The sequence below is a fragment of the Malikia spinosa genome (assembly GCF_002980625.1).
Classification (GTDB): Bacteria; Pseudomonadota; Gammaproteobacteria; order Burkholderiales; family Burkholderiaceae_C; genus Malikia; species Malikia spinosa.
Window position 1 is genome coordinate 103484 of sequence record NZ_PVLR01000006.1, and the last position, 19256, is coordinate 122739.

13 protein-coding genes and 2 tRNA genes are annotated in these 19256 nt (G+C 66.9%); 12 read left to right on the plus strand and 3 right to left on the minus strand.

The annotated features are described in order from the left end of the window. Nucleotides 1-3 precede the first annotated feature (3 nt). Nucleotides 4-774 (plus strand): ABC transporter ATP-binding protein, encoded by a 771-nt coding sequence (locus C6P61_RS02055; protein WP_105728261.1) that lies wholly within the window; start codon nt 4-6, stop codon nt 772-774. Between the two features lies 1 nt (nt 775). Beyond that, entirely contained in the window at nt 776-1492 is a 717-nt protein-coding gene (locus C6P61_RS02060; protein WP_105728262.1) for an ABC transporter ATP-binding protein, read from the plus strand. Between the two features lie 42 nt (nt 1493-1534). On the opposite strand, the gene C6P61_RS02065 is transcribed toward C6P61_RS02060, so the two are convergent. Beyond that, the gene (locus tag C6P61_RS02065) at nt 1535-2485 is read right to left on the minus strand and encodes a cation diffusion facilitator family transporter (protein WP_105728263.1); all 951 of its coding nucleotides are present in this window, start codon (nt 2483-2485) and stop codon (nt 1535-1537) included. 168 nt (nt 2486-2653) lie between these two features. Between C6P61_RS02065 and rsmB the strand changes: the two genes are divergently transcribed. The 10 genes from rsmB to C6P61_RS02115 all read left to right on the plus strand — a co-directional run bounded on the left by rsmB (nt 2654) and on the right by C6P61_RS02115 (nt 17911). Next, nucleotides 2654-3982, plus strand: coding sequence for a 16S rRNA (cytosine(967)-C(5))-methyltransferase RsmB (rsmB, locus tag C6P61_RS02070; protein WP_105728264.1), 1329 nt, complete (start codon nt 2654-2656; stop codon nt 3980-3982). Continuing rightward, the gene (locus C6P61_RS02075) at nt 3951-4640 is read left to right on the plus strand and encodes a DUF4390 domain-containing protein (protein ID WP_105728265.1); all 690 of its coding nucleotides are present in this window, start codon (nt 3951-3953) and stop codon (nt 4638-4640) included. The genes rsmB and C6P61_RS02075 overlap by 32 nt, the downstream gene beginning before the upstream one ends. Continuing rightward, nucleotides 4637-6928 (plus strand): sensor histidine kinase, encoded by a 2292-nt coding sequence (locus tag C6P61_RS02080; RefSeq protein ID WP_244908730.1) that lies wholly within the window; start codon nt 4637-4639, stop codon nt 6926-6928. The genes C6P61_RS02075 and C6P61_RS02080 overlap by 4 nt, the downstream gene beginning before the upstream one ends. A 17-nt stretch (nt 6929-6945) precedes the next feature. Continuing rightward, nucleotides 6946-7611: a response regulator gene (locus tag C6P61_RS02085; RefSeq protein WP_105728266.1), complete on the plus strand. Its 666-nt coding sequence runs from the start codon at nt 6946-6948 to the stop codon at nt 7609-7611. A 51-nt stretch (nt 7612-7662) separates the two neighbouring features. After that, nucleotides 7663-7738 (plus strand) — tRNA-Phe (locus tag C6P61_RS02090). A 199-nt stretch (nt 7739-7937) separates the two neighbouring features. Next, nucleotides 7938-8312, plus strand: coding sequence for a hypothetical protein (locus C6P61_RS02095; protein WP_105728267.1), 375 nt, complete (start codon nt 7938-7940; stop codon nt 8310-8312). Nucleotides 8313-8403: 91 nt separating this feature from the next. Then, the gene (locus tag C6P61_RS02100) at nt 8404-9006 is read left to right on the plus strand and encodes a hypothetical protein (RefSeq protein ID WP_105728268.1); all 603 of its coding nucleotides are present in this window, start codon (nt 8404-8406) and stop codon (nt 9004-9006) included. Continuing rightward, nucleotides 9003-9503, plus strand: coding sequence for a TlpA disulfide reductase family protein (locus C6P61_RS02105; protein WP_105728269.1), 501 nt, complete (start codon nt 9003-9005; stop codon nt 9501-9503). Before C6P61_RS02100 ends, C6P61_RS02105 begins: the two co-directional genes overlap by 4 nt. A 303-nt stretch (nt 9504-9806) precedes the next feature. Continuing rightward, nucleotides 9807-17015 (plus strand): ExeM/NucH family extracellular endonuclease, encoded by a 7209-nt coding sequence (locus tag C6P61_RS02110; RefSeq protein ID WP_105728270.1) that lies wholly within the window; start codon nt 9807-9809, stop codon nt 17013-17015. A 338-nt stretch (nt 17016-17353) separates the two neighbouring features. Continuing rightward, entirely contained in the window at nt 17354-17911 is a 558-nt protein-coding gene (locus C6P61_RS02115) for a hypothetical protein (protein ID WP_105728271.1), read from the plus strand. A gap of 182 nt (nt 17912-18093) precedes the next feature. Here the strand turns inward: C6P61_RS02115 and C6P61_RS02120 are convergent. Further along, nucleotides 18094-18170: transfer RNA gene (locus tag C6P61_RS02120), tRNA-Pro, on the minus strand. Nucleotides 18171-18258: 88 nt separating this feature from the next. Beyond that, complete coding sequence (locus C6P61_RS02125) at nt 18259-19242, minus strand: polyprenyl synthetase family protein (protein ID WP_333710018.1); 984 nt, start codon at nt 19240-19242, stop codon at nt 18259-18261. Between the last annotated feature and the right edge of the window lie 14 nt (nt 19243-19256).

The window sequence follows — 19256 nt, forward strand, 5'->3', positions numbered from 1 at the left end:
ACCATGGCAGAAACCGTACTGAAAGTCGCCGGCATCTCGAAACGCTTCGGCGGCCTGCAAGCCCTGTCCGAGGTCGGGCTCACGATCACCCGCGGCCAGGTCTATGGCCTGATCGGGCCCAACGGTGCCGGCAAGACCACCTTCTTCAACGTCATCACTGGCCTCTACACGCCCGACAGCGGGACCTTCGAGCTCGGCGGCAAGCCCTACCGGCCGAGCGCCGTGCACGAGGTGGCCAAGGCCGGCATCGCGCGCACCTTCCAGAACATCCGGCTCTTTGCCGAGATGACCGCGCTCGAGAACGTGATGGTGGGTCGCCACCTGCGCACGAAGTCGGGCCTGCTCGGCGCGATCCTGCGCACGCCCGGCTTCAAGGCCGAGGAGCGCGCCATCGCCGAGCGCGCGCGCGAACTGCTCGACTATGTCGGCATCGGCAAGTACGCCGACTTCAAGGCGCGCACGCTGAGCTACGGCGACCAGCGCCGGCTCGAGATCGCGCGCGCACTGGCGACCGATCCGCAGCTGATCGCGCTCGACGAGCCGGCCGCCGGCATGAACGCGACCGAGAAGGTCATGCTGCGCGAGTTGATCGAGCGTATCCGCCAAGACAACCGCACCGTGCTGCTGATCGAGCACGACGTCAAGCTGGTCATGGGCCTGTGCGACCGCGTCACCGTGCTCGAGTACGGCAAGCTGCTGGCCGAGGGCACGCCGCACGAGGTCCAGCACAACGAAAAAGTCATCGAAGCCTATCTGGGCACCGGAGCACATTGATATGGCCGACGCATTGCTGAAAGTCAAGGGTCTGCAGGTCGCCTACGGCGGCATCCAGGCAGTCAAGGGCGTGGATTTCGAGGTCCGCGAGGGCGAGTTGGTGTCGCTGATCGGCTCCAACGGCGCCGGCAAGACCACCACCATGAAGGCCATCACCGGCACCCAGCCGATCCAGGGTGGCGAGATCGAATACCTGGGCCGCAGCCTCAAGGGGCAGGGGCCCTGGGATCTGGTCGGACAGGGGCTGGTCATGGTGCCCGAGGGCCGCGGCGTCTTCACGCGCATGACCATCACCGAGAACCTGCAGATGGGCGCCTACCTGCGCAAGGACAAGGCAGCCATCGCGGCCGACATCGAGCGCATGTTCACCATCTTCCCGCGCCTGCGCGAGCGCAAGGACCAGCTCGCCGGCACCATGTCGGGCGGCGAGCAGCAGATGCTGGCGATGGGCCGCGCGCTGATGAGCCGCCCCAAGCTGCTGCTGCTCGACGAGCCCTCGATGGGCCTGTCGCCGATCATGGTCGACAAGATCTTCGAGGTCGTCAAGGAGGTCTACGACCAGGGCATGACTGTGCTGCTGGTCGAGCAGAACGCCAGCCGCGCGCTGGCGCTGGCCGACCGCGGCTACGTGATGGACTCGGGCCTGATCACGATGAGCGGCAAGGGCTCCGAGATGCTCGACGACCCCAAGGTCAGGGCTGCCTACCTGGGCGAGTGAAGCCTCCCGCCCCGGGCGCCGAGTGGTTTCCGGGCTTGCCGTTCAGGCGGTCCTGGCCTGGTTGTGATCCAGGTCGGGCTTGTGCCACGGGTCCAGGTGGGTCATCAGGTTCAGCACCCGATGCCGCTGCAGCACCCGGTTGCGCGCCTCGACGGTGATGTCGTGGCCGGCCTCGACGTTCAGGCTGGCGTCGACCTCCAGGTGGGCGTCGACCACGATCATGTCGCCCATCTTGCGCGTGCGCACGTCATGCACGCCTTCGACCCCCGGCGTGTCGAGCAGGGTCTGCCGGATCGCGGCCACTTCCTCTTCGTCGACCGCGCGGTCCATCAGGTCGTGCAAGGCTTCCCAGCTGAAGCCCCAGCCCATCTTGGTCACCATGGCGCCGACGATCAAGGCAGCGATCGGATCGAGGATCGGATAGCCGGCCAGGTTGCCGATGATGCCGATGCCGACCACCAGCGACGAGGCCGCATCGGAGCGGGCATGCCAGGCATTGGCCACCAGCATGCTCGACTTGACGCGCTTGGCGACCGTCAGCATGTAGCGAAACAGCAGCTCCTTGCTGATCAGCGCGCCACCCGCGACCCAGAGCGCCAGCACATGCACCTCGGGCACGGTTTCGGGCGACTCGAGCTTGTGCACGGCCGACCAGAGCATGCCCAGGCCGACCGCCAGCAGCAGCAGGCCCAGCACCAGCGAGGCAGCCGTCTCGAAGCGGTGATGGCCGTAAGGGTGGTCGGCGTCCGCGTCCTTGCGGCTGTGATGGCCGGCCAGCAGCACCACGAAGTCGGCCACCAGGTCCGACAGCGAGTGAATGCCGTCGGCGATCAGGCCTTGCGACTTCGAGAAGATGCCAGCCAGGATCTGCAGCAGGGTCAGCACCAGGTTGACGCCTACGCTGACCCAGGTGCTGCGGGTGGCGGCGGCGATGCGTTCGGCCGGCGTGTGGCCGCTGTCTTCGCTGTCCTCGGCCAGATCGGTGAATTTCATAAGTCTTTCCTTTGCGGTCTAGGCTCTGCCCGAAAGGGCAATCTGTCATCTTATTGGCAGCAGATGAAGCTGTGATGATGCGCCGGGCCGGGTGGCTTCGCGATAATGGCAGCATCCCGTCCCGAATCCGGCCTTGCGCGCTGTCCGCGCGGCCCGTCATCGCACCGAATGAATTCACCGATCCCCTTGTCCGATCAGCTGGCCGCTGCCGCCCGCACCCTCCTGGCCGTCGAGCAGGGCCGTTCCCTGACCGATGTGCTGGCCAAGACCCCGGCGCGGCTGCGCCCTGGCGTGCAGGCCCTGGCCTTCCACGCGCTGCGCCACTGGGGCGAGGCCGGCGTGTTGATTGGCCTGCTGGCCGAGCGTCCGCCCGAGGGCGCTGCGCGCGCGTTGCTCGGGCTGGCCCTGACGCTGCTGCTGCCGCAGGCCGTCGGCGGCAACGTCAGCTATGCCGCCCACACCGTGGTCGACCAGTCGGTGCAGGCCTTGCAGCAGCTCAAGCTGCCAGCCGGGCTGGCCGGCTTCGTCAACGCCTGCCTGCGCCGCTACCTGCGCGAGCAGGACGAGCTGCTGCTCAAGGCTGGCGAGGACCTGCAGGCGCGCTGGAACCACCCATTCTGGTGGGTGCAGCGCGTGCGGCGCGACCACCCGCAGCATTGGCAGGCCATCCTGGCCACCAACAACCGGCCGGCGCCGATGGTGCTGCGCGTCAACCGTCGCCGTGTCGGGCGCGACGACTACCTGCAGACCCTGCGCGCCCAGGGCCTGCTGGCCGAGCCGGTAGGCCGGGACGGCATCGCACTGGCGCAGGCGGTCGCGGTGGATCGGCTGCCGGGCTGGGAGCAGGGCCACTGCTCGGTACAGGACCTGGCGGCCCAGCTGGCGGCACCGCTGCTGCTCGACGGCGCCCAGCTGCCGGCCGGCGCGCGGGTGCTCGACGCCTGCGCCGCCCCCGGCGGCAAGACGGCGCATCTGCTCGAGTGCGCCGAGCTCGACCTGCTGGCGCTCGACGTCGATCCGCAGCGCTGCGAGCGCATCCGTGACAACCTGCGGCGCCTGGGCCTCCAGGCCGAGGTGAAGCCGGCCGACGCCGCCGAAACCGACCGCTGGTGGGATGGTCGGGCCTTCGATGCCATCTTGCTCGATGCGCCCTGCACGGCGTCGGGCATCGTGCGCCGCCACCCCGACGTGCGCTGGCTGCGTCGCCCGGGCGACATCGCCCAGCTGGCCGCGCAGCAGCTGCGCCTGCTCGAGGCGCTCTGGCCGACGCTGGGCGCGGGCGGGCGGCTGCTCTACTGCACCTGCTCGGTGTTCAAGGCCGAGGGCGAGCAGCAGGTGCGCGACTTCCTGCAGCGCCATCCCGACGCCCAGCTGCTGCCTTCGCCGGGGCACCTGATGCCGGGCGAGGCCTTGTCGGGTGGCAGCGACGGCGCTGATAATCTGGTCGGGATGGACGGATTCTTTTATGCCCTGCTGCTCAAGCGCCCGGCCGGTTGATGCACCTGTCGGGCGTCGCCGCGCCATGCTGGCGCTGGCAGCCGTGCTGCTGCTGGCTACCGGCCCTGTCAGCGCGGCGCTGGAGTCGCCCGCCGCCGATCCGGCCCAGCTCGCTCTGGTGCGCCGCAGCGAGGGCCTGTTCCTGTCGGCCCGGCTGCCGCTCGAGATCAGCCCCACGGTCGAAGAGGTGCTGCGCAAGGGCGTGCCGCTGCATTTCCTCTGGAAGGCCGACCTGATCCAGTCGCGCTGGTACTGGCTCGACAAGACCGTGGCCAGCGTGGCGCGCACGGTCCGGCTCGCCTACCAGCCGCTCACCAGGCGCTGGCGCCTGAGCTATGCCTCCGGCACGCCCGGCGCCGCCGGACTGCAGTACGGCCTGCACCAGAACTTCGACAGCCTGGCCGATGCGCTGCTCAGCGCCGGCCATGTCTCGAACTGGAAGCTGATCGACGCGGCGCGCTGGAGCGGAGCCGGCGAGCAGCGTGTCGAGTTCAGCTTCGCGCTCGACCTGACCCAGCTGCCGCGGCCGTTCCAGCTCGGCCTGTTCAACCAGAGCAGCTGGAACATCTCGCTGCAAAAGACGCTCGACGTGCCTGATCAGATCAGCAACGAGGCTGAGCCGGCGCTGCCGGATTCCAGGTCCGAGGACGACGCGTGAAAGCCGGTGCCCCGGCCACCTCGGGCTCGGTGTTGCCGTCCGGCCCCGGCCGCTGGGCCATCGTGCTGGGGTTGCTGTTCATGGTGGGCGTCGCGCTTGTGCTGCTGTTCCTGTTGACGCTGGCGACCGACAACCGGGCCTTCTACGAGGCCAACTTCGCGCGCCTGGTCGGCATCAACGTCGCCGTCGCCGTCGTGTTCCTGCTGGTGATCGTCGGCCTGGCCGTCCAGCTGGTGCTGCGCCTGCGCCGGCGGCGCTTCGGCAGCCAGCTCATGCTCAAGCTCGCGGCGATCTTCTCGCTGGTGGGCTTCCTGCCCGGCCTGCTGGTCTATCTGGTGTCGTATCAGTTCGTCTCGCGCTCGATCGAGAACTGGTTCGACGTGCGGGTCGAGTCCGCGCTGAGCGCCGGCCTCAGCCTGGGCCGCACCACCCTCGACACGCTGGCGGTTGATCTGGCCAACAAGACCCGGGTCGCCGCCGCCGGTCTGGCTGGCAGCAGCAATGCCGGTGCCGGCCTGGCGCTCGAGCGGCTGCGCGAGCAGCTCTCGGCCGCCGACCTGGTGCTCTGGAGCTCGAACGGTCAGGCCGTTGCCAGCGCCGGCGAGTCGCGCTTCAAGCTGAACCCGGAGCGCCCGAGTCCGTCCGATCTGCGCGCGACCCGGCGCGATCGCGTGATCGCCAGCATCGAGGGCCTGGAGGAGCAGGACGGCGCCTCGAACCCGTCCGGGCCGGCCAGCCAGCCGCGCATCAAGGTGCTGGCGCTGGTGGCCGCCGCCGGTTTCGGCCTGCAGGACGAGCCGCGCTATCTGCAGGTCAGCGCCCCGTTGCCGGCGCTGCTGGTGGCCGATGCGCTCGCGGTCCAGGTCGCGCATCGCGAATACCAGGAGCGCTCGCTGGCGCGCGACGGCCTGCGCCGGCTCTATATCGGCACGCTCACGCTCACGCTGTTCCTGGCGCTGTTCGGCGCCGTGTTGCTGGCCGTGCTGCTGGGCAACCAGCTGGTGCGCCCGCTGCTGATGCTGGCCGCCGGCATGCGCGATGTCGCGCGCGGCGACCTCGGCCCCAAGCTCGCGCTGTCCTCGCGCGATGAGCTCGCCGGCCTGACGCGCGACTTCGCGCACATGACGCAGGAGCTCTCCGATGCGCGCCAGGCGGTGCAAAGCAGCATGCAGCAGGTCGACACCGCCCGCGCCAACCTGCAGACCATTCTCGACAACCTGACCGCGGGCGTGGTGGTGCTCGACGCCCGGGGCCGCATCCTGAGCGCCAACCCCGGCGCCACCCGCATCCTGCGTGCGCCACTGACCGCCCATCAATGGCAGGGCCTGCAGACCGTGCCCGGGCTCGAGGGCTTTGCCCACTGGGTGCAGCAGCAGTTCGACCGCTTCCTCGGCGAATCCGCGCACGAGCAGGGCCATTGGCAGCAGTCCTTCGAGCTGCGTCCCGCCCATGCCAACGTCGCCGATCTGGCCCACCCCGCTGGCGGCGGCGACCATGTCACGCTGATCGCGCGCGGTGCCCTGCTGCCGCATGACGAGCGCCTGCTGGTGTTCGACGACGTGTCCGAGATCATCTCGGCCCAGCGCGCCCAGGCCTGGGGCGAGGTCGCGCGCCGACTCGCGCACGAGATCAAGAATCCGCTGACCCCGATCCAGCTGTCGGCCGAGCGCCTGGCCATGAAGCTCGAGGGCAAGCTCGAGGGCCAGGATGCCGCGCTGCTGGGCCGCTCGGTGCGCATCATCGTCGATCAGGTCGACGCAATGAAGCGGCTGGTCAACGACTTCCGCGACTATGCGCGCCTGCCGGCGGCGCAGCTGATGCCGATCGACCTCAACGCGCTGATCAGCGACATCCTGGTGCTGTACGACCCCACCAGCGTGCCGGTGCAGCTCGACCTCGAGCCCGTGCCCCTGGTGCTGGCCGATGCCCAGCAGGTGCGCCAGGTCATCCACAACCTGGTGCAGAACGCCCAGGACGCCACGCCGCCGGGTGCCGGCCCGGTGCTGCTGCAGACCCGTTTGACCGAAAGCGGGCGCCGGGTCCGGCTGGTGGTGCAGGACAATGGACCCGGTTTCCCCGAGGCCATACTCAAGCGCGCCTTCGAGCCCTATGTGACGACCAAGTCCAAGGGCACCGGGCTGGGCCTGGCAGTGGTCAAGAAGATCATGGACGAACATGGCGGCCGGATCGACATCGGCCACCGTCTGGACGGTGAGCGTATCCTGGGGGCCAGAGTCTCGTTATCATTCAAGGTTGCGCAAACGCAACAAGACGAAGCGACAAGCTAGGGATTATTGGCAAGGCCATGGCAAACATACTGGTGGTGGACGACGAGCTGGGCATCCGCGAGCTCTTGTTCGAGATCCTTAACGATGAAGGCCACGCCGTCGAGCTGGCCGAGAACGCCGCGCAGGCGCGAGCCTTGCGCGAGCGCCAGCGTCCCGATCTGGTGTTGCTCGACATCTGGATGCCCGACACCGATGGCGTGACGCTGCTCAAGGAATGGTCGGCCGCCGGCCAGCTGACCATGCCGGTCATCATGATGAGCGGTCACGCCACCATCGACACCGCAGTCGAAGCCACCCGCATCGGCGCGATGGCCTTCCTGGAAAAACCGATCACCTTGCAAAAGCTGCTGCAGTCGGTCGCGCAGGGCCTGGACAAGCTCGTCGCTCGCCCGGCTCCAGCGCCTGCCAGCGTCGTTGCAGTGGCGCCCGATGCCGAACTGCTGCCCGCGCCCGAGAGCGTCTTGTTGCCCGAGCGCGCGCCCGTCAGCCAGTTCGATTTCGACCTGCCGCTGCGCGAGGCGCGCGATGCCTTCGAGCGCGCCTATTTCGAGTTTCATCTGGTCCAGGAGCATGGCTCGATGACCCGGGTGGCGGAAAAGACCGGCCTCGAGCGCACCCATCTGTATCGCAAGCTCAAGCAACTCGGCATCGACCTGTCCAAAACAAAGCGCAACGCCATGTGAAAAAATGGCGAAAACGCCTCTATAATCGTTTCCACTGTTGCATACAGCAATGGCCCGGTAGCTCAGTTGGTAGAGCAGCGGATTGAAAATCCGCGTGTCGATGGTTCGATTCCGTCCCAGGCCACCAGATATTTCAAAAGCCCGTCGCCCTGTGCGATGGGCTTTTGTTTTTCCAGTCACTGAACGGGTCCGGGCCCGCGCTGGCGCCGAGACTCCGCAGTCGCCCAGGCTGCTCAACGGCTTGGTTGCCCATGCGCCAAGCGCAGGTCCGCCCATGATCTGCAGCGCTTGACACCGATCCTGGGCTCATTCAACAAGGACCCCCCATGACAACCCCCCTTATTGCGTCCGCGCAGGCCGAGCTGCTGGCTGGCATCGTGAACGGGCTCTGCACCCGCACGCTGGTGCAGTTTGCCGCCGAGTCCCGGCTCGACGGCGAGAGCCTGGCCGATGCGGTCGAGCGCTACGAAGTCGACTACGCCTGGCAGGTGCTGGGCTCTGAGCGGACCTGCGAGGCCGTCGTCGTGCGCCTGCAGTCCGAGCTCGGACTGCCCGCGGCCGAGGCGTTCCAGCCCGCCGTTGCCGAGGCCTTGCAGCTCGCCGCGGCGCAACAGCCGTCTGATCTGCTGATGAGCTTCGACAACGATCTGCCGGAGCTGATCGCCGGCCTGCTGCGCGCGCACGGCGAACCCAGCCGCTGACGGCGCCCACCACGCGCCGATTCCTGCCGGCTTGTGGCCCGCTTCAGGCCTGCTCCCGGCAGGCATTGGTGTCCTGGGATACAGTGCTCGCATGAATCCCGATCTGATGCAGGAAATCGCCGCCGCCGCTGCCGCCCTGGTGGTCGACGAAGGGCTGGAGTACGGTTCGGCCAAGCGGCGCGCGCTCAAGCAGCTCGGGCTGCCGCCGCGCACGCCGCTACCCGACAACCTGGCGGTCGAGGCCGCGGTGCGCGAGCATCTCGCGATCTTCCATGCCGATACCCAGCCGGCCGAGCTGCAGGCGCTGCGCGAGCTGGCGTTGGTCTGGATGGAGCGGCTGGCCGAGTTCCAGCCCCATCTGGGCGGCGCGGTCTGGCATGGCACGGCGACCGAGCTGTCCGACATCTATCTGCAGCTGTTCAGCGACGATCCGAAGGCGGTCGAGCTGGCGCTGATCAACCGCGGCGTCGACTACGAGGCGCGCAGCGTCAACGGCCTGCACGGCCATGAAGTCGAGGCGCTGAGCCTGCGCAGCCGCTGCGAGCCGTTGCAGACCTGGGTCGGCGTGCACCTGCTGGTCAACGATGGTGGCGACTTCCGCGGCGCGCTGTTGCGCGACGCTGCCGGGCGCAAGCCGCGCGGCGATGCGCGCGCGCTGCGCGAGCGCATGGCGCATGAGGCCTCGGTCCCATGAAGCGGCGCGACATGCTGGTGGGCGGCGGCGCCCTGGCGGCGCTGGCCAGCGCCGGGTTGGCCGGCTGCTCGCGCGGGTCCGAGCCGCCCGCGGCCTTCTGGTCCCAGTCATGGGAGTCGCCGGGCGGTCAGCCGCTGGCAGCAGCCGATTTCCGTGGCCGGCCCTTGCTGTTGAACTTCTGGGCCACCTGGTGCCCGCCCTGCGTCGAGGAATTGCCGCTGCTCGACCAGTTCTTCCAGTCCCATCGTGGCCAGGGCTGGCAGGTGCTGGGGCTGGCGATCGACCAGCCCAGCGCGGTACGCGCCTTCCTGGCCAGACGCCCGCTGGCCTTTCCGATCGGGCTGGCCGGGCTTGGCGGCACCGAGCTGAGCCGCGAGCTTGGCAACAGCAACGGCGGTCTGCCCTTCAGTGTGCTGTTCGATCGCGCGGGCCGGCTGGTCGAGCGCAAGCTGGGGCGGCTCCTGTCGGCCGATCTGGAGCGCTGGCAGAGCCTGTGATCCGGGCCCGAGGTTCCTGAGTCGGCCCATTCGGTTCGACCAGGCCTGGGCGGGACGCGCGGCATGGAACCGCCCTGTGGCGGGCGATGGCCCTGCAATCCATTTCAGACGAAGCGTTTCGAGACAAAAGCCACCCCGGTGGTGGTTGTCAATTGACATATGGTTTTCATGGTCGGCACGTAAGGTAGGTCGTTTCCCCGTCCTGGGTCTCACTTTACAGGTAACGACATGGCACTTTCGGCTGGCAGCATTGCGTTCGTTGGATTCAACGCAGATGGAACGGATGGTTTCGCTTTTATCGTTTTGAACGAAATTCCTGCCGGACAGGTGATCTATTTCCGGGACGATGAGTGGAACGGGACCGCCTTCAATACCGGTGAAGGTATCAGCAGCTGGACCAACAATACGGGTGCTCCGATTGCCGCCGGCACGGTCATCGAGTTGACCGCTGTCAGCACCGCCGCGGCGACGGCCAGTCATGGACAGCTCGCTATCGTTTCCGGATCGCAAAACCTGGGGGCCAGCGACGAGACCCTGTACGCCTACACCAGCACGGTGGACGCCACCACAGGCAGCTTCACTTTCCTGTCGGCCGTGGCCAGCGGCGGCTACACCGCGGCCATGACCCTGGACGGCACCGGCTTGACGGCAGGAATCGATGCGATTGACTTCAAGCCGCAGAATGACGATGCCGATGTCTTCGCCTACAACCCTGCCAGCGGAGGCTCCAGCTTTGTCGATGCAGCTGCCGCCCGTCTGGCCATCCATACCCTGAGCCACTGGGTGTCACAGGGTGCCAGTGGCGATCAGAATGCTGATGGCGTATCGCCCGATGCGCCATTCCTGACCGCCGATCAATCCCCGCTGAAGGGGGTGACCTTCAGTCTCGGTGCCACCGTCAACCCCCCCATCATCCCCAGCGTCACGCTGTCCGTCAGCAGCGCCACTGGCGCCGAGGCCGGCACCACGGCCATCACCGTCACCGCCACGGCTTCTGCGCCAGTCACTGGCAACCAGACCGTTGACCTGGCTGTCAGCGGCACCGGCATCACCCCAGACGATTTCACCCTGTCCGGCACCACGTTCACGATCGTCGATGGCGCCATCGCTGGCAGCGTCACCTTCACCGTGCTGGACGACGCTCTCGTCGAAGGCAGTGAAACCGCCACGCTGACCCTCGGCAATTCCTCCTCGGGCCTCGCGCTCGGCAGCAACTTGTCGCAAACCGTGACCATTGCCGACAACGAAGCCATCGGTGCACTGGCCTACAGCGGTCAGTTCAACGAAGGGCTGGCATTCGACGGCTCGGTCAGCGGCAAGATCCTCATCACCCTGTCGGGCGGCGAAACCTTTGCCGGCAGCAGCGGCGATGACCTGCTGGCCGCTGCCATGCCCAAGGCCCAGATCACGAATGTCCCCGCAGGCTTGACTGCACGCCTCATCCTGACCGGCAGCAGCCAGGCTGAGCTGAGCTTCAGCGGCCAGGCCAGCGCGCACGGCAATGCCAGCGATGTCGGCAACCTGACGCTCGCGTTCAACGACAGCGCATTCACTGGCAACAACGCCAGTGTCATCACCGGCTCGACCCAGTCTGACCTGTCCATCAACTTTGCCGACATCGGCACGGCGGGCAGCCAGCAGATCTTCACGCCCAATGCGGGTACCAGCGTGGACAGCTCCGACGCTTCCTCTGCCATCGCGCTCGATGCCAACTACATGGTGGTGGGCGACGACGAAGCCAGCGTGCTGCGCGTGTACGACCGCGCTGGTGGCGTCGCCCTGGTCGAGTGGAGCTATGCGACTGCCCTGACCAACGGCGGCGAGCTGGATCTGGAGGCCGGTACCCGCGTCGGCGATACCCTGTATTTCGTCGGGTCGCAAAGCAACTCCAAATCGGGCAGCGAGTCCGATCCGCGCGAGAACCTGTTTGCCGTCACTGTCTCCGGTACCGGGGCTCAGACCCGCTTCACCTACCTGGGCAAGTCCAGCAGCCTGGAAACGGCGCTGTCCAGCTGGGACAGCAGCAACGCCCATGGCAAGGGGGCCGGTTACTTCGGCTTTGCCGCCGCCAGCGCTGCAGGCGTGGTGCCCGAAGGCGTGAACGGTTTTTCGATCGAAGGCATGAGCGCCTCGCAGGATGGCAACCAGCTGCTGCTGGCTTTCCGGGCCCCGCAGACCGATACCGTCACCCGCCAGAAAGCGCTCATCGTTCCGGTCGCCATCGGCGGCTTGATCGGCGGCAGTCCCAGCTTCGGTGTCCCGATCGAGCTGGACCTGGGCGGGCGCGGCATCCGCTCGATTGAAAAAACCGCTGACGGCAACGGCTACCTGCTGCTGGCCGGGCCTGCAGCGGCCGCCAGCACCGAGGTCACCCACGACTTCCGCCTCTACCGCGTCAGCACCGACCTGACCAGCGTGACCGAGCTCGACGTGAGCCTGGATGCGCTGCGCGATGTCACGGGCGGCAGCTTCGAGACCATCGTCGAGGTGCAAGGCACCGCCGCAGGCACCCTGGTGCAATTGCTGCAGGACAATGGTGACACCGTCTGGCCCGGCAAGACTGGCGTATCGAAGGACCTGCCGGCGGCCGAGCAGCAGTTTGTCGGCAACTGGGTGGCGCTCGGCAGCGACGTGTCCGACGCGACGGGCCCCCAGCTGGTCAGCAGCTCCCCGGCCGATAACGCCGTCAACCTGGGCATTGCCAGCCCGCTGGTGCTGAAGTTCGACGAAGGCGTGAAGGCCGGTTCGGGCAGCTTCGTCATCAGGAAAACCAGCGACAGCAGCGTGGTCGACACGATCCAGGCCAGCAACAGCCGGGTCGCCATCGCGTTCAATACCGTCTCGATCGAGCCGGGCAATCTGGCCAACGGGACGGGCTATTACGTCGAGGCCACCGCTGACGCACTGACCGACCACGCCGGCAACGCCTGGGCCGGCATCACCGGGGCCGATGCGCTGAACTTTGCGACCGTCTCTGCCGCGCCCCACTACGACCTGCTGATCACCGAGGTGAACTCCAACGCCGCCAGCGGCGACTTCTTCGAGCTGTACAACCACGGGACGACGCCGATCGACCTGACGGGCTGGAAATGGGACGACGACTCTGCCAATCCCGCCGATGCCGCGGCAGCTTCCCTGTCAGGCATCCTGAATCCTGGTGCGCGTCTGGTCGTGGTGGCAGCGGCCGATGCCGCGGCCTTCCGTACGGCCTGGGGTCTGGCCGACCAGGTGCCCGTGCTCGCCGCCGGCGGCCCTGGCTTGGGTAATGGCGATGCCGTGGTGGTCTTTGACCCGAACGGCTATGTGGCGGCCGCAGTGAACTTCAAGTCCACCCCCATCACGGCCACCGATGGCACCGTGATCACGCCCATGGTTCGCAGTGATGGCATCGCCTTGACCACGGGTCACGCCGGGCTGGCTGCGGGGGGTGGCGCGACTGAATCTGCAGTGTGGGATGGCGTCTCAACGTCGGCTCCGAAGTACGACGATGCCGATGTCGGTCTGCTCGGGGCCTTTGCGCAGGGCGCGGCAGCCGCCAGCATCGGCTCGCCCGGCAATGTGCTGGTCGGGGCGAGCCTGGTCACGCCCTACACCGAAAGCTTTGGCACCAATCTGGCTGAATTCACGGCCTACAGCAGCGACAGCGACAAGGCCGCCACCTGGTACCGCGCCAGCAGCGGTACCGCCGAGGTCAACGGCTTCGGCGACACCGCCAATGCCAATGACTGGCTGATCTCGAAGCCGTTCGACCTGAGCCAGACCAGCGTCGAATACCTGAGCTTCACCACCTGGACCCGCTACAGCGATACCGGCATCGCCAACCCCGAAGTCAAGGTCAAGTACAGCACCGACTACCCTGGCAGCGGCGACCCCGCGCTCTACACCTGGACCGAGCTGAGCTACACCCCCTCGCCCGACAACAGCCAGCTCACCACCGCCTCCGGGCTGATCGACCTGTCGGCGATCCAGGGCAGCCATGTGCACTTTGCGTTCCATTACACCGCTTCTGGAGCCGGCAGCAACAGCTCATCGAGCTGGCGCGTCGATGACGTGAAGATCGAGGGCTATTCCGGCGCCGTGCTGTCGCTGGCCGCCAGCAACGCCAGCCAGGCCGAAGGCCGGAGCGGCAGCAGTGCCTTCACCTTCACCGTGACCCGCGCCGGCGACATCAGCGGTGCCACCACGGTGGACTACGCCGTCAGCGGTGCCGCCGTGGACGCCGCCGATTTTGGCGGCCAGCTGCCCGGCGGCACGGTCAGCTTTGCGGCCGGCGAGACCAGCAAGACCATCACCCTCAACGTGGCTGGCGACAGCACGGCTGAAAGCAACGAAGCCTTCACGCTGACCCTGGCCAATGCCATCGGCGGCCAGATCATCGCTGCCACGGCCAGCGGCACCATCCTCGACGACGATGCCGCGCCCACCCTGATTTCGGCGATCCAGGGCTCCGGCAGCGCCAGTGCCATGCTGGGCCAGACGGTCACCATCCAGGGCGTGGTCACGGCCTACATGCCCAGCATGAAAGGCTTCTTCGTGCAGGAAGAGGCCGCCGACAGCGATGGCAATGCCCGTACCTCCGAGGGCATCTTCGTCTACTACAACAACAGCAATCCCGGCATCGCTGTCACCCAGGTGGGCGATGTGGTGCGCCTGACCGGTACCGTGGCCGAATACCAGGGTCAGACCCAGCTGACGGCACCCACCAACCTGCAACTGGTCACCGACAACACCGATACCAGTGCCCTGCCGGCCCCGGTGCAGATCACGCTGCCGGTGGCTGAAATGGTCGACTGGGAGGCGGTCGAAGGCATGCTGGTGGAGCTGTCGTCGGCCGCAGCAGGCGGCAAGCTGGTCGTCACCGACAACTACACCCTGGGTCAGTACGGCACCGTCACGCTCACGTCCGACACCCTGCTGCAGCAATACACCGAGACCAGTGCGCCCAGCGTGAGCGGCTATGCCGCCTACATGGCGGCGACGCAGAAGGACCAGATCATCCTGGACGACGGCAGCAGCAGCCAGAACCCCGTTGTCCATCCCGGGCGGGGTGGCAGCGACCTGTCGGCCGCCAATCCCCTGCGCGCTGGCGACAGCGTGACCCGCGTGGTGGGCGTGGTCGACCAACTCACCGTCAGTGGCGCGCTGGCCTACGAGACCAGCTATCGCATCCAGCCGACGATCGAACCGCTGTTCACCGGCAGCGCACGCCCCACCGCCGCCGACCTGCCGAGCGCCATCACCGGCGCCGAGATCAAGGTGGCATCGGTCAACGTGCTCAACTACTTCACCACGCTGGGCAGCAGCAACTTCACCAACCCCAACGGCACCAGCCACCAAGGTCGGGGTGCCAGCAACGCCACCGAATTCACCCGCCAGCAAGACAAGATCGTGGCCAACCTGCTGGGTCTGGATGCCGACGTGCTGGGCCTGATGGAAATGCAGAACAACGGCTTTGCCGATGGCAGCAGTGCCATCGACTCGCTGGTCGACGCGCTCAACGCCAAGGCTGGCGCCGGCACCTATGCCTACATTGCCGGACCGTTCAACGACGGGGCCGGCAGCGCGGGCGATGCGGCCACGGCGGGCGACGATGCCATCATGGTTGCCATCCTCTACAAGCCGGCCAAGGTCACGCCGGTAGGCCAGGCCGCGGTCGCCGACCCCACGCGGTACGACGCGTTCTCGGCCAGCTTTGGCAGCCGCGTGCCGGTGGCGCAGACCTTCCAGGCCTTGGCCGATGGCGAGCAGTTCACGGTGGTGGTCAACCACTTCAAGTCCAAGGGCAGCGTCAACGACCCGGACCTCGGTGACGGCCAGGGCGCCAACAACCAGGCCCGCCTGGAAGCCGCACGCGATCTGCTGTCCTGGCTGGGCACCAACCCCACCGGCAGCGCCGACAGCGACCTGCTGCTGCTGGGTGACTTCAACGCCTACAGCCAGGAAGACCCGATCACCCATCTCGATGCCAACGGCTACAACAAGGTCTCCAGCGGCCTGTCCTATTCCTTTGACGGACTGTGGGGCTCGCTGGACCATGCCCTCGCCAGCGACAGCCTGAGCAGCCAGGTCAGCGGCGCAGTCAAGTGGACCATCAACGCCGAAGAGCCGGCAGTGCTGGACTACAACACCGAGTTCAAGAACGATGCGCAGGATGCCAGCTATTACGCTTCGGATGCCTACCGCTCCAGCGACCACAACCCGATCCTGATCGGCTTGAATCTGGCCTCGGTATCAGTGCCGGTCAACGAGCCGGCAGTGATCGGTGGCGATGCGGCTGGCGCGGTGACCGAAGACGCTGCCATGCCGACGCTCACCGACAGCGGCGCGCTGACGATCAACGATGCCGACGCGGGCGAAGCGGCGTTCCTGACCGCGGGCGTCACTGCCAGCGCGGGCACCCTAGGCAGCTTGAGCCTGACCAGTGGCGGAGCGTGGACCTACCAGGTCGCCAACGCCCAGGTTCAGTACCTCAAGGCCAGCGAGCAGAAGATCGAGAATTTCACGGTCAAGTCCGTCGATGGCACCACGCGCAATATCGTAGTGACCCTCACCGGCGTCAACGACGCGGCGCTGATCGGTGGCGATGCCGCCGGTGCCGTGACCGAAGACGCAACCACCCCGACGCTGGCCGACAGCGGCGCGCTGACGATCAGCGATTACGACAGCGGCGAAGCCATGTTCCTGACCGGTGCCGCTGACATCAGTGCCGCCCCCGGCACCCTGGGCAGCCTGTCGATCACGCAAGCTGGCAGCTGGACCTACCAGGTTGCCAACGCCCAGCTGCAGTACCTCAAGGCCGGCGAGCAAAAGACCGAGACCTTCACGGTCAAGTCAACGGATGGCACGACTCGCGACGTGGTGGTGACCCTCACTGGCGTCAACGACGCGGCGACGATCGAAAATGCGGCACCGGGTCTGCCCCGGGCTGACGGTGGGGCAGCGCTTGCCGGTGACGGTAACGGCGACGGCGTGCTTGACAGCCAGCAGTCCAACGTCACTTCGCTGTCCTTCAAACAGACTACAGGGGTTGGCAGCGAGACCGTGTATGTCACCTTGGTGGCCGACAGCGTTGGCGGCAAGGTCGACAATGCCGGTGCGAACAGCACCAGCCTGAGCGATGTGAGCCAGCTTCCTGCTCCGGCCAACCTGCCCGAAGTTGCCAACCTGCCCCTGGGCCTGATCTCTTTCAGCGCCAATGTGGGAACAGGCAGCATGGGTGCGCCAGTGACTGAGACCTTCAGCCTCTATGTGGATGCCGACCTCGGCATCAACGGCTACTGGAAGCAAGACAGCCAGCATGTCTGGGTCAACCTGGCCAGCGGCGTTCATGGCGGTGCCATGGTGGAAGAGGGCGGTCGTCTGCGACTGGACTTTGCCATCACTGACGGTGGCGAGTTTGATGCCGATGGCAGCGTCAACGGCGTGATTGCCGACCCCGGTGCAGCCGGCAGCTTGCCACTGAGCCTGTTGGGTTATGCACCAGACCTGCCCAGCGTGGGTTTCTGGTTCTGATTCCAACCGCCCATTTGCCTTCACGACGATTCATCAACCACAGCCGCCAGCGCAAACCCGGTATGCGATGGTGGCAGATCTGACCTCTACGATTCATGCAAACACGAGCTTTTTCTTTGGACCTCCCAGTGAACCGCCAGAGGCGTAATCCGGCACCCCGTCTGGCCTTGCTGACCAGCCTGGCGGCAGCTGCCTTGCTCAGCGCCTGCGGCGGCGGTGATGACGGCGGGAGCGAAGCAGTCCCGGCATCAGAGCCCGGTTCCACATTCAGTGCTTCCCAATTGCAAGGTCGCTGGGTCACGGCCAGTGGCATCACCCCGGCCCGTACGGGTATTTTCTTGCCCGCTGCCGCAGGTAGCACCGAGCTGTGGCTGCTCAGCGCCGACTTGCGTTCGCTCAGCCGTCTGCAGGTCAGTGCTTCTGGGGTCGATGCGGTCAGCGCCACCGGCAAGACTTACAGCCTGCCCAATTCGGCCGCCAGCCCGGCACAGGCTGCCAGCTACAGCGGCAGCGCCAATCTGACCAACCTCAGCATGAGCCTGAACCCAGGAGCTTTGCAGTTCACCCGCAATGATGCGCTGAAGGCCGCCACCAACCAGGCCGATGTGGCGGGCAACTGGCGCGCCACCCTGGGTGGCCAAACGGTGGCGCTGAACTGGAACATTGCTGCCACTGGCGCGCTCAGCGGCCCTAGCAGCACCGGTTGCAGCTACAGCGGCCAGCTGACCGCCCGCAGCGATGCCAGCGCCTACAACGCCAGCCTGACCGAGACTTGCAACGGTGCCAGCGTGAGCTTCAGCGGTATTGCCACCTACCGCGCGAATCCGGCAGCACTGACCTTGGCACTGACCAGTACCGATGCCGCGCAGGCGATGGTGGTGAGTCTGACCAAGTGATGCTGGCCTGAGAGGGTCTGGAGCGCGCTCGACAACAGCAACGGCGGTCTGCCCTTCAGCGTGCTGTTCGACCGCGCGGGCCGGCTGGTCGAGCGCAAGCTGGGCTGGCTCCAGCCTGAAAATCAGGCAGAGCCTGTGGGCCAGAAACGAAAACAGCACCCGAAGGTGCTGTTTTGCATGTGTGGTCGGAATGAGAGGATTCGAACCTCCGACCCCTTCGTCCCGAACGAAGTGCGCTACCAGGCTGCGCTACATTCCGATTCGCTGTCTTGGCATTCGCTTCAGATCAGCTGAGACATGCATTGTAGCATGGTTTTTTGAGATTTTTCGTGCCTTGTGTTGCAGGCTCAGGCGCGGCGTTCGAGCAGCGAGGCCGCGAACTCGGCCATGGCCTGGGACCACAGGTTGGCGGGCAGGGCGTGGGCGGCATCGACCGCCCGCTGGGCCTCGACCTGGGCTGCGCGGCGCGCATCGTCGAGTCCGCCGCAGCGGCGCACGATCGCGCTGATCTCGTCCAGCCGCTCGGTATTGCCTTGCTCGATGGCTTCGCGGATCAGCGCGGCCTCGTCGGCGCTGCAGCGCTGCAGCGTGCAGATCACGGGCAGCGTGACCTTGCCTTCGCGCAGGTCGTCGCCCAGGTTCTTGCCGAGCTCGGCGGTGTCGCCCTCGTAGTCGAGCACGTCGTCGATGATCTGGAACGCCGCGCCCAGCGCCTGGCCGTAGTCGGCGCAATGCGCCTCGGTCTGGGCGTCGGCGCCGGCCAGGATCGCTGCCAGCCGGCTGCTGGCCTCGAACAGCTTGGCGGTCTTGGCCCGGATCACGCGCAGATAGGCCTGCTCGTCGAGCGAGGCGTCATGCATGTTCATGAGCTGATGCACCTCGCCCTCGGCGATCACGTTGGTCGCCTCGGCCAGGATCTCGAGGATGCGCAGGTCGCCCGGCGCCACCATCATCTGGAAGGCTCGGGTGTAGAGGAAGTCGCCGACCAGCACGCTGGCCGCATTGCCGAACACCTCGTTGGCAGTGTCGCGCCCGCGCCGCAGCGTGGACTCGTCGACCACGTCGTCATGCAGCAGCGTGGCGGTGTGGATGAACTCGACCACCGCCGCCATGTTGTGGCGCTCGGGGTGCTCGCAACCGAGGGCGCCGCAGGTCAGCAGCAGCAGGGCGGGGCGCACCCGCTTGCCGCCGGCGCTGATGATGTATTGCGCCACCTGGCCGACCAGGGGCACGTCGCTGTTCAGGCGTTGCTGGATCACCTGGTCGACGGTACGCATCTCGGCTGCGACCAGGGTCAAGGCGTGCGGGGGGTTGGAGGACGACGTGCTCAAGATGGTGGACCGGG

What these genes read in the sequence shown, in the direction of transcription:
- C6P61_RS02055 (WP_105728261.1), top strand. Translation starts at nt 4, where the DNA reads ATGGCAGAAACCGTACTGAAAGTCGCCGGCATCTCGAAACGCTTCGGC.
- C6P61_RS02060 (WP_105728262.1), top strand. Translation starts at nt 776, where the DNA reads ATGGCCGACGCATTGCTGAAAGTCAAGGGTCTGCAGGTCGCCTACGGC.
- C6P61_RS02065 (WP_105728263.1), bottom strand. Translation starts at nt 2,485, where the DNA reads ATGAAATTCACCGATCTGGCCGAGGACAGCGAAGACAGCGGCCACACG.
- rsmB (WP_105728264.1), top strand. Translation starts at nt 2,654, where the DNA reads ATGAATTCACCGATCCCCTTGTCCGATCAGCTGGCCGCTGCCGCCCGC.
- C6P61_RS02075 (WP_105728265.1), top strand. Translation starts at nt 3,951, where the DNA reads ATGCCCTGCTGCTCAAGCGCCCGGCCGGTTGATGCACCTGTCGGGCGT.
- C6P61_RS02085 (WP_105728266.1), top strand. Translation starts at nt 6,946, where the DNA reads ATGGCAAACATACTGGTGGTGGACGACGAGCTGGGCATCCGCGAGCTC.
- C6P61_RS02095 (WP_105728267.1), top strand. Translation starts at nt 7,938, where the DNA reads ATGACAACCCCCCTTATTGCGTCCGCGCAGGCCGAGCTGCTGGCTGGC.
- C6P61_RS02100 (WP_105728268.1), top strand. Translation starts at nt 8,404, where the DNA reads ATGAATCCCGATCTGATGCAGGAAATCGCCGCCGCCGCTGCCGCCCTG.
- C6P61_RS02105 (WP_105728269.1), top strand. Translation starts at nt 9,003, where the DNA reads ATGAAGCGGCGCGACATGCTGGTGGGCGGCGGCGCCCTGGCGGCGCTG.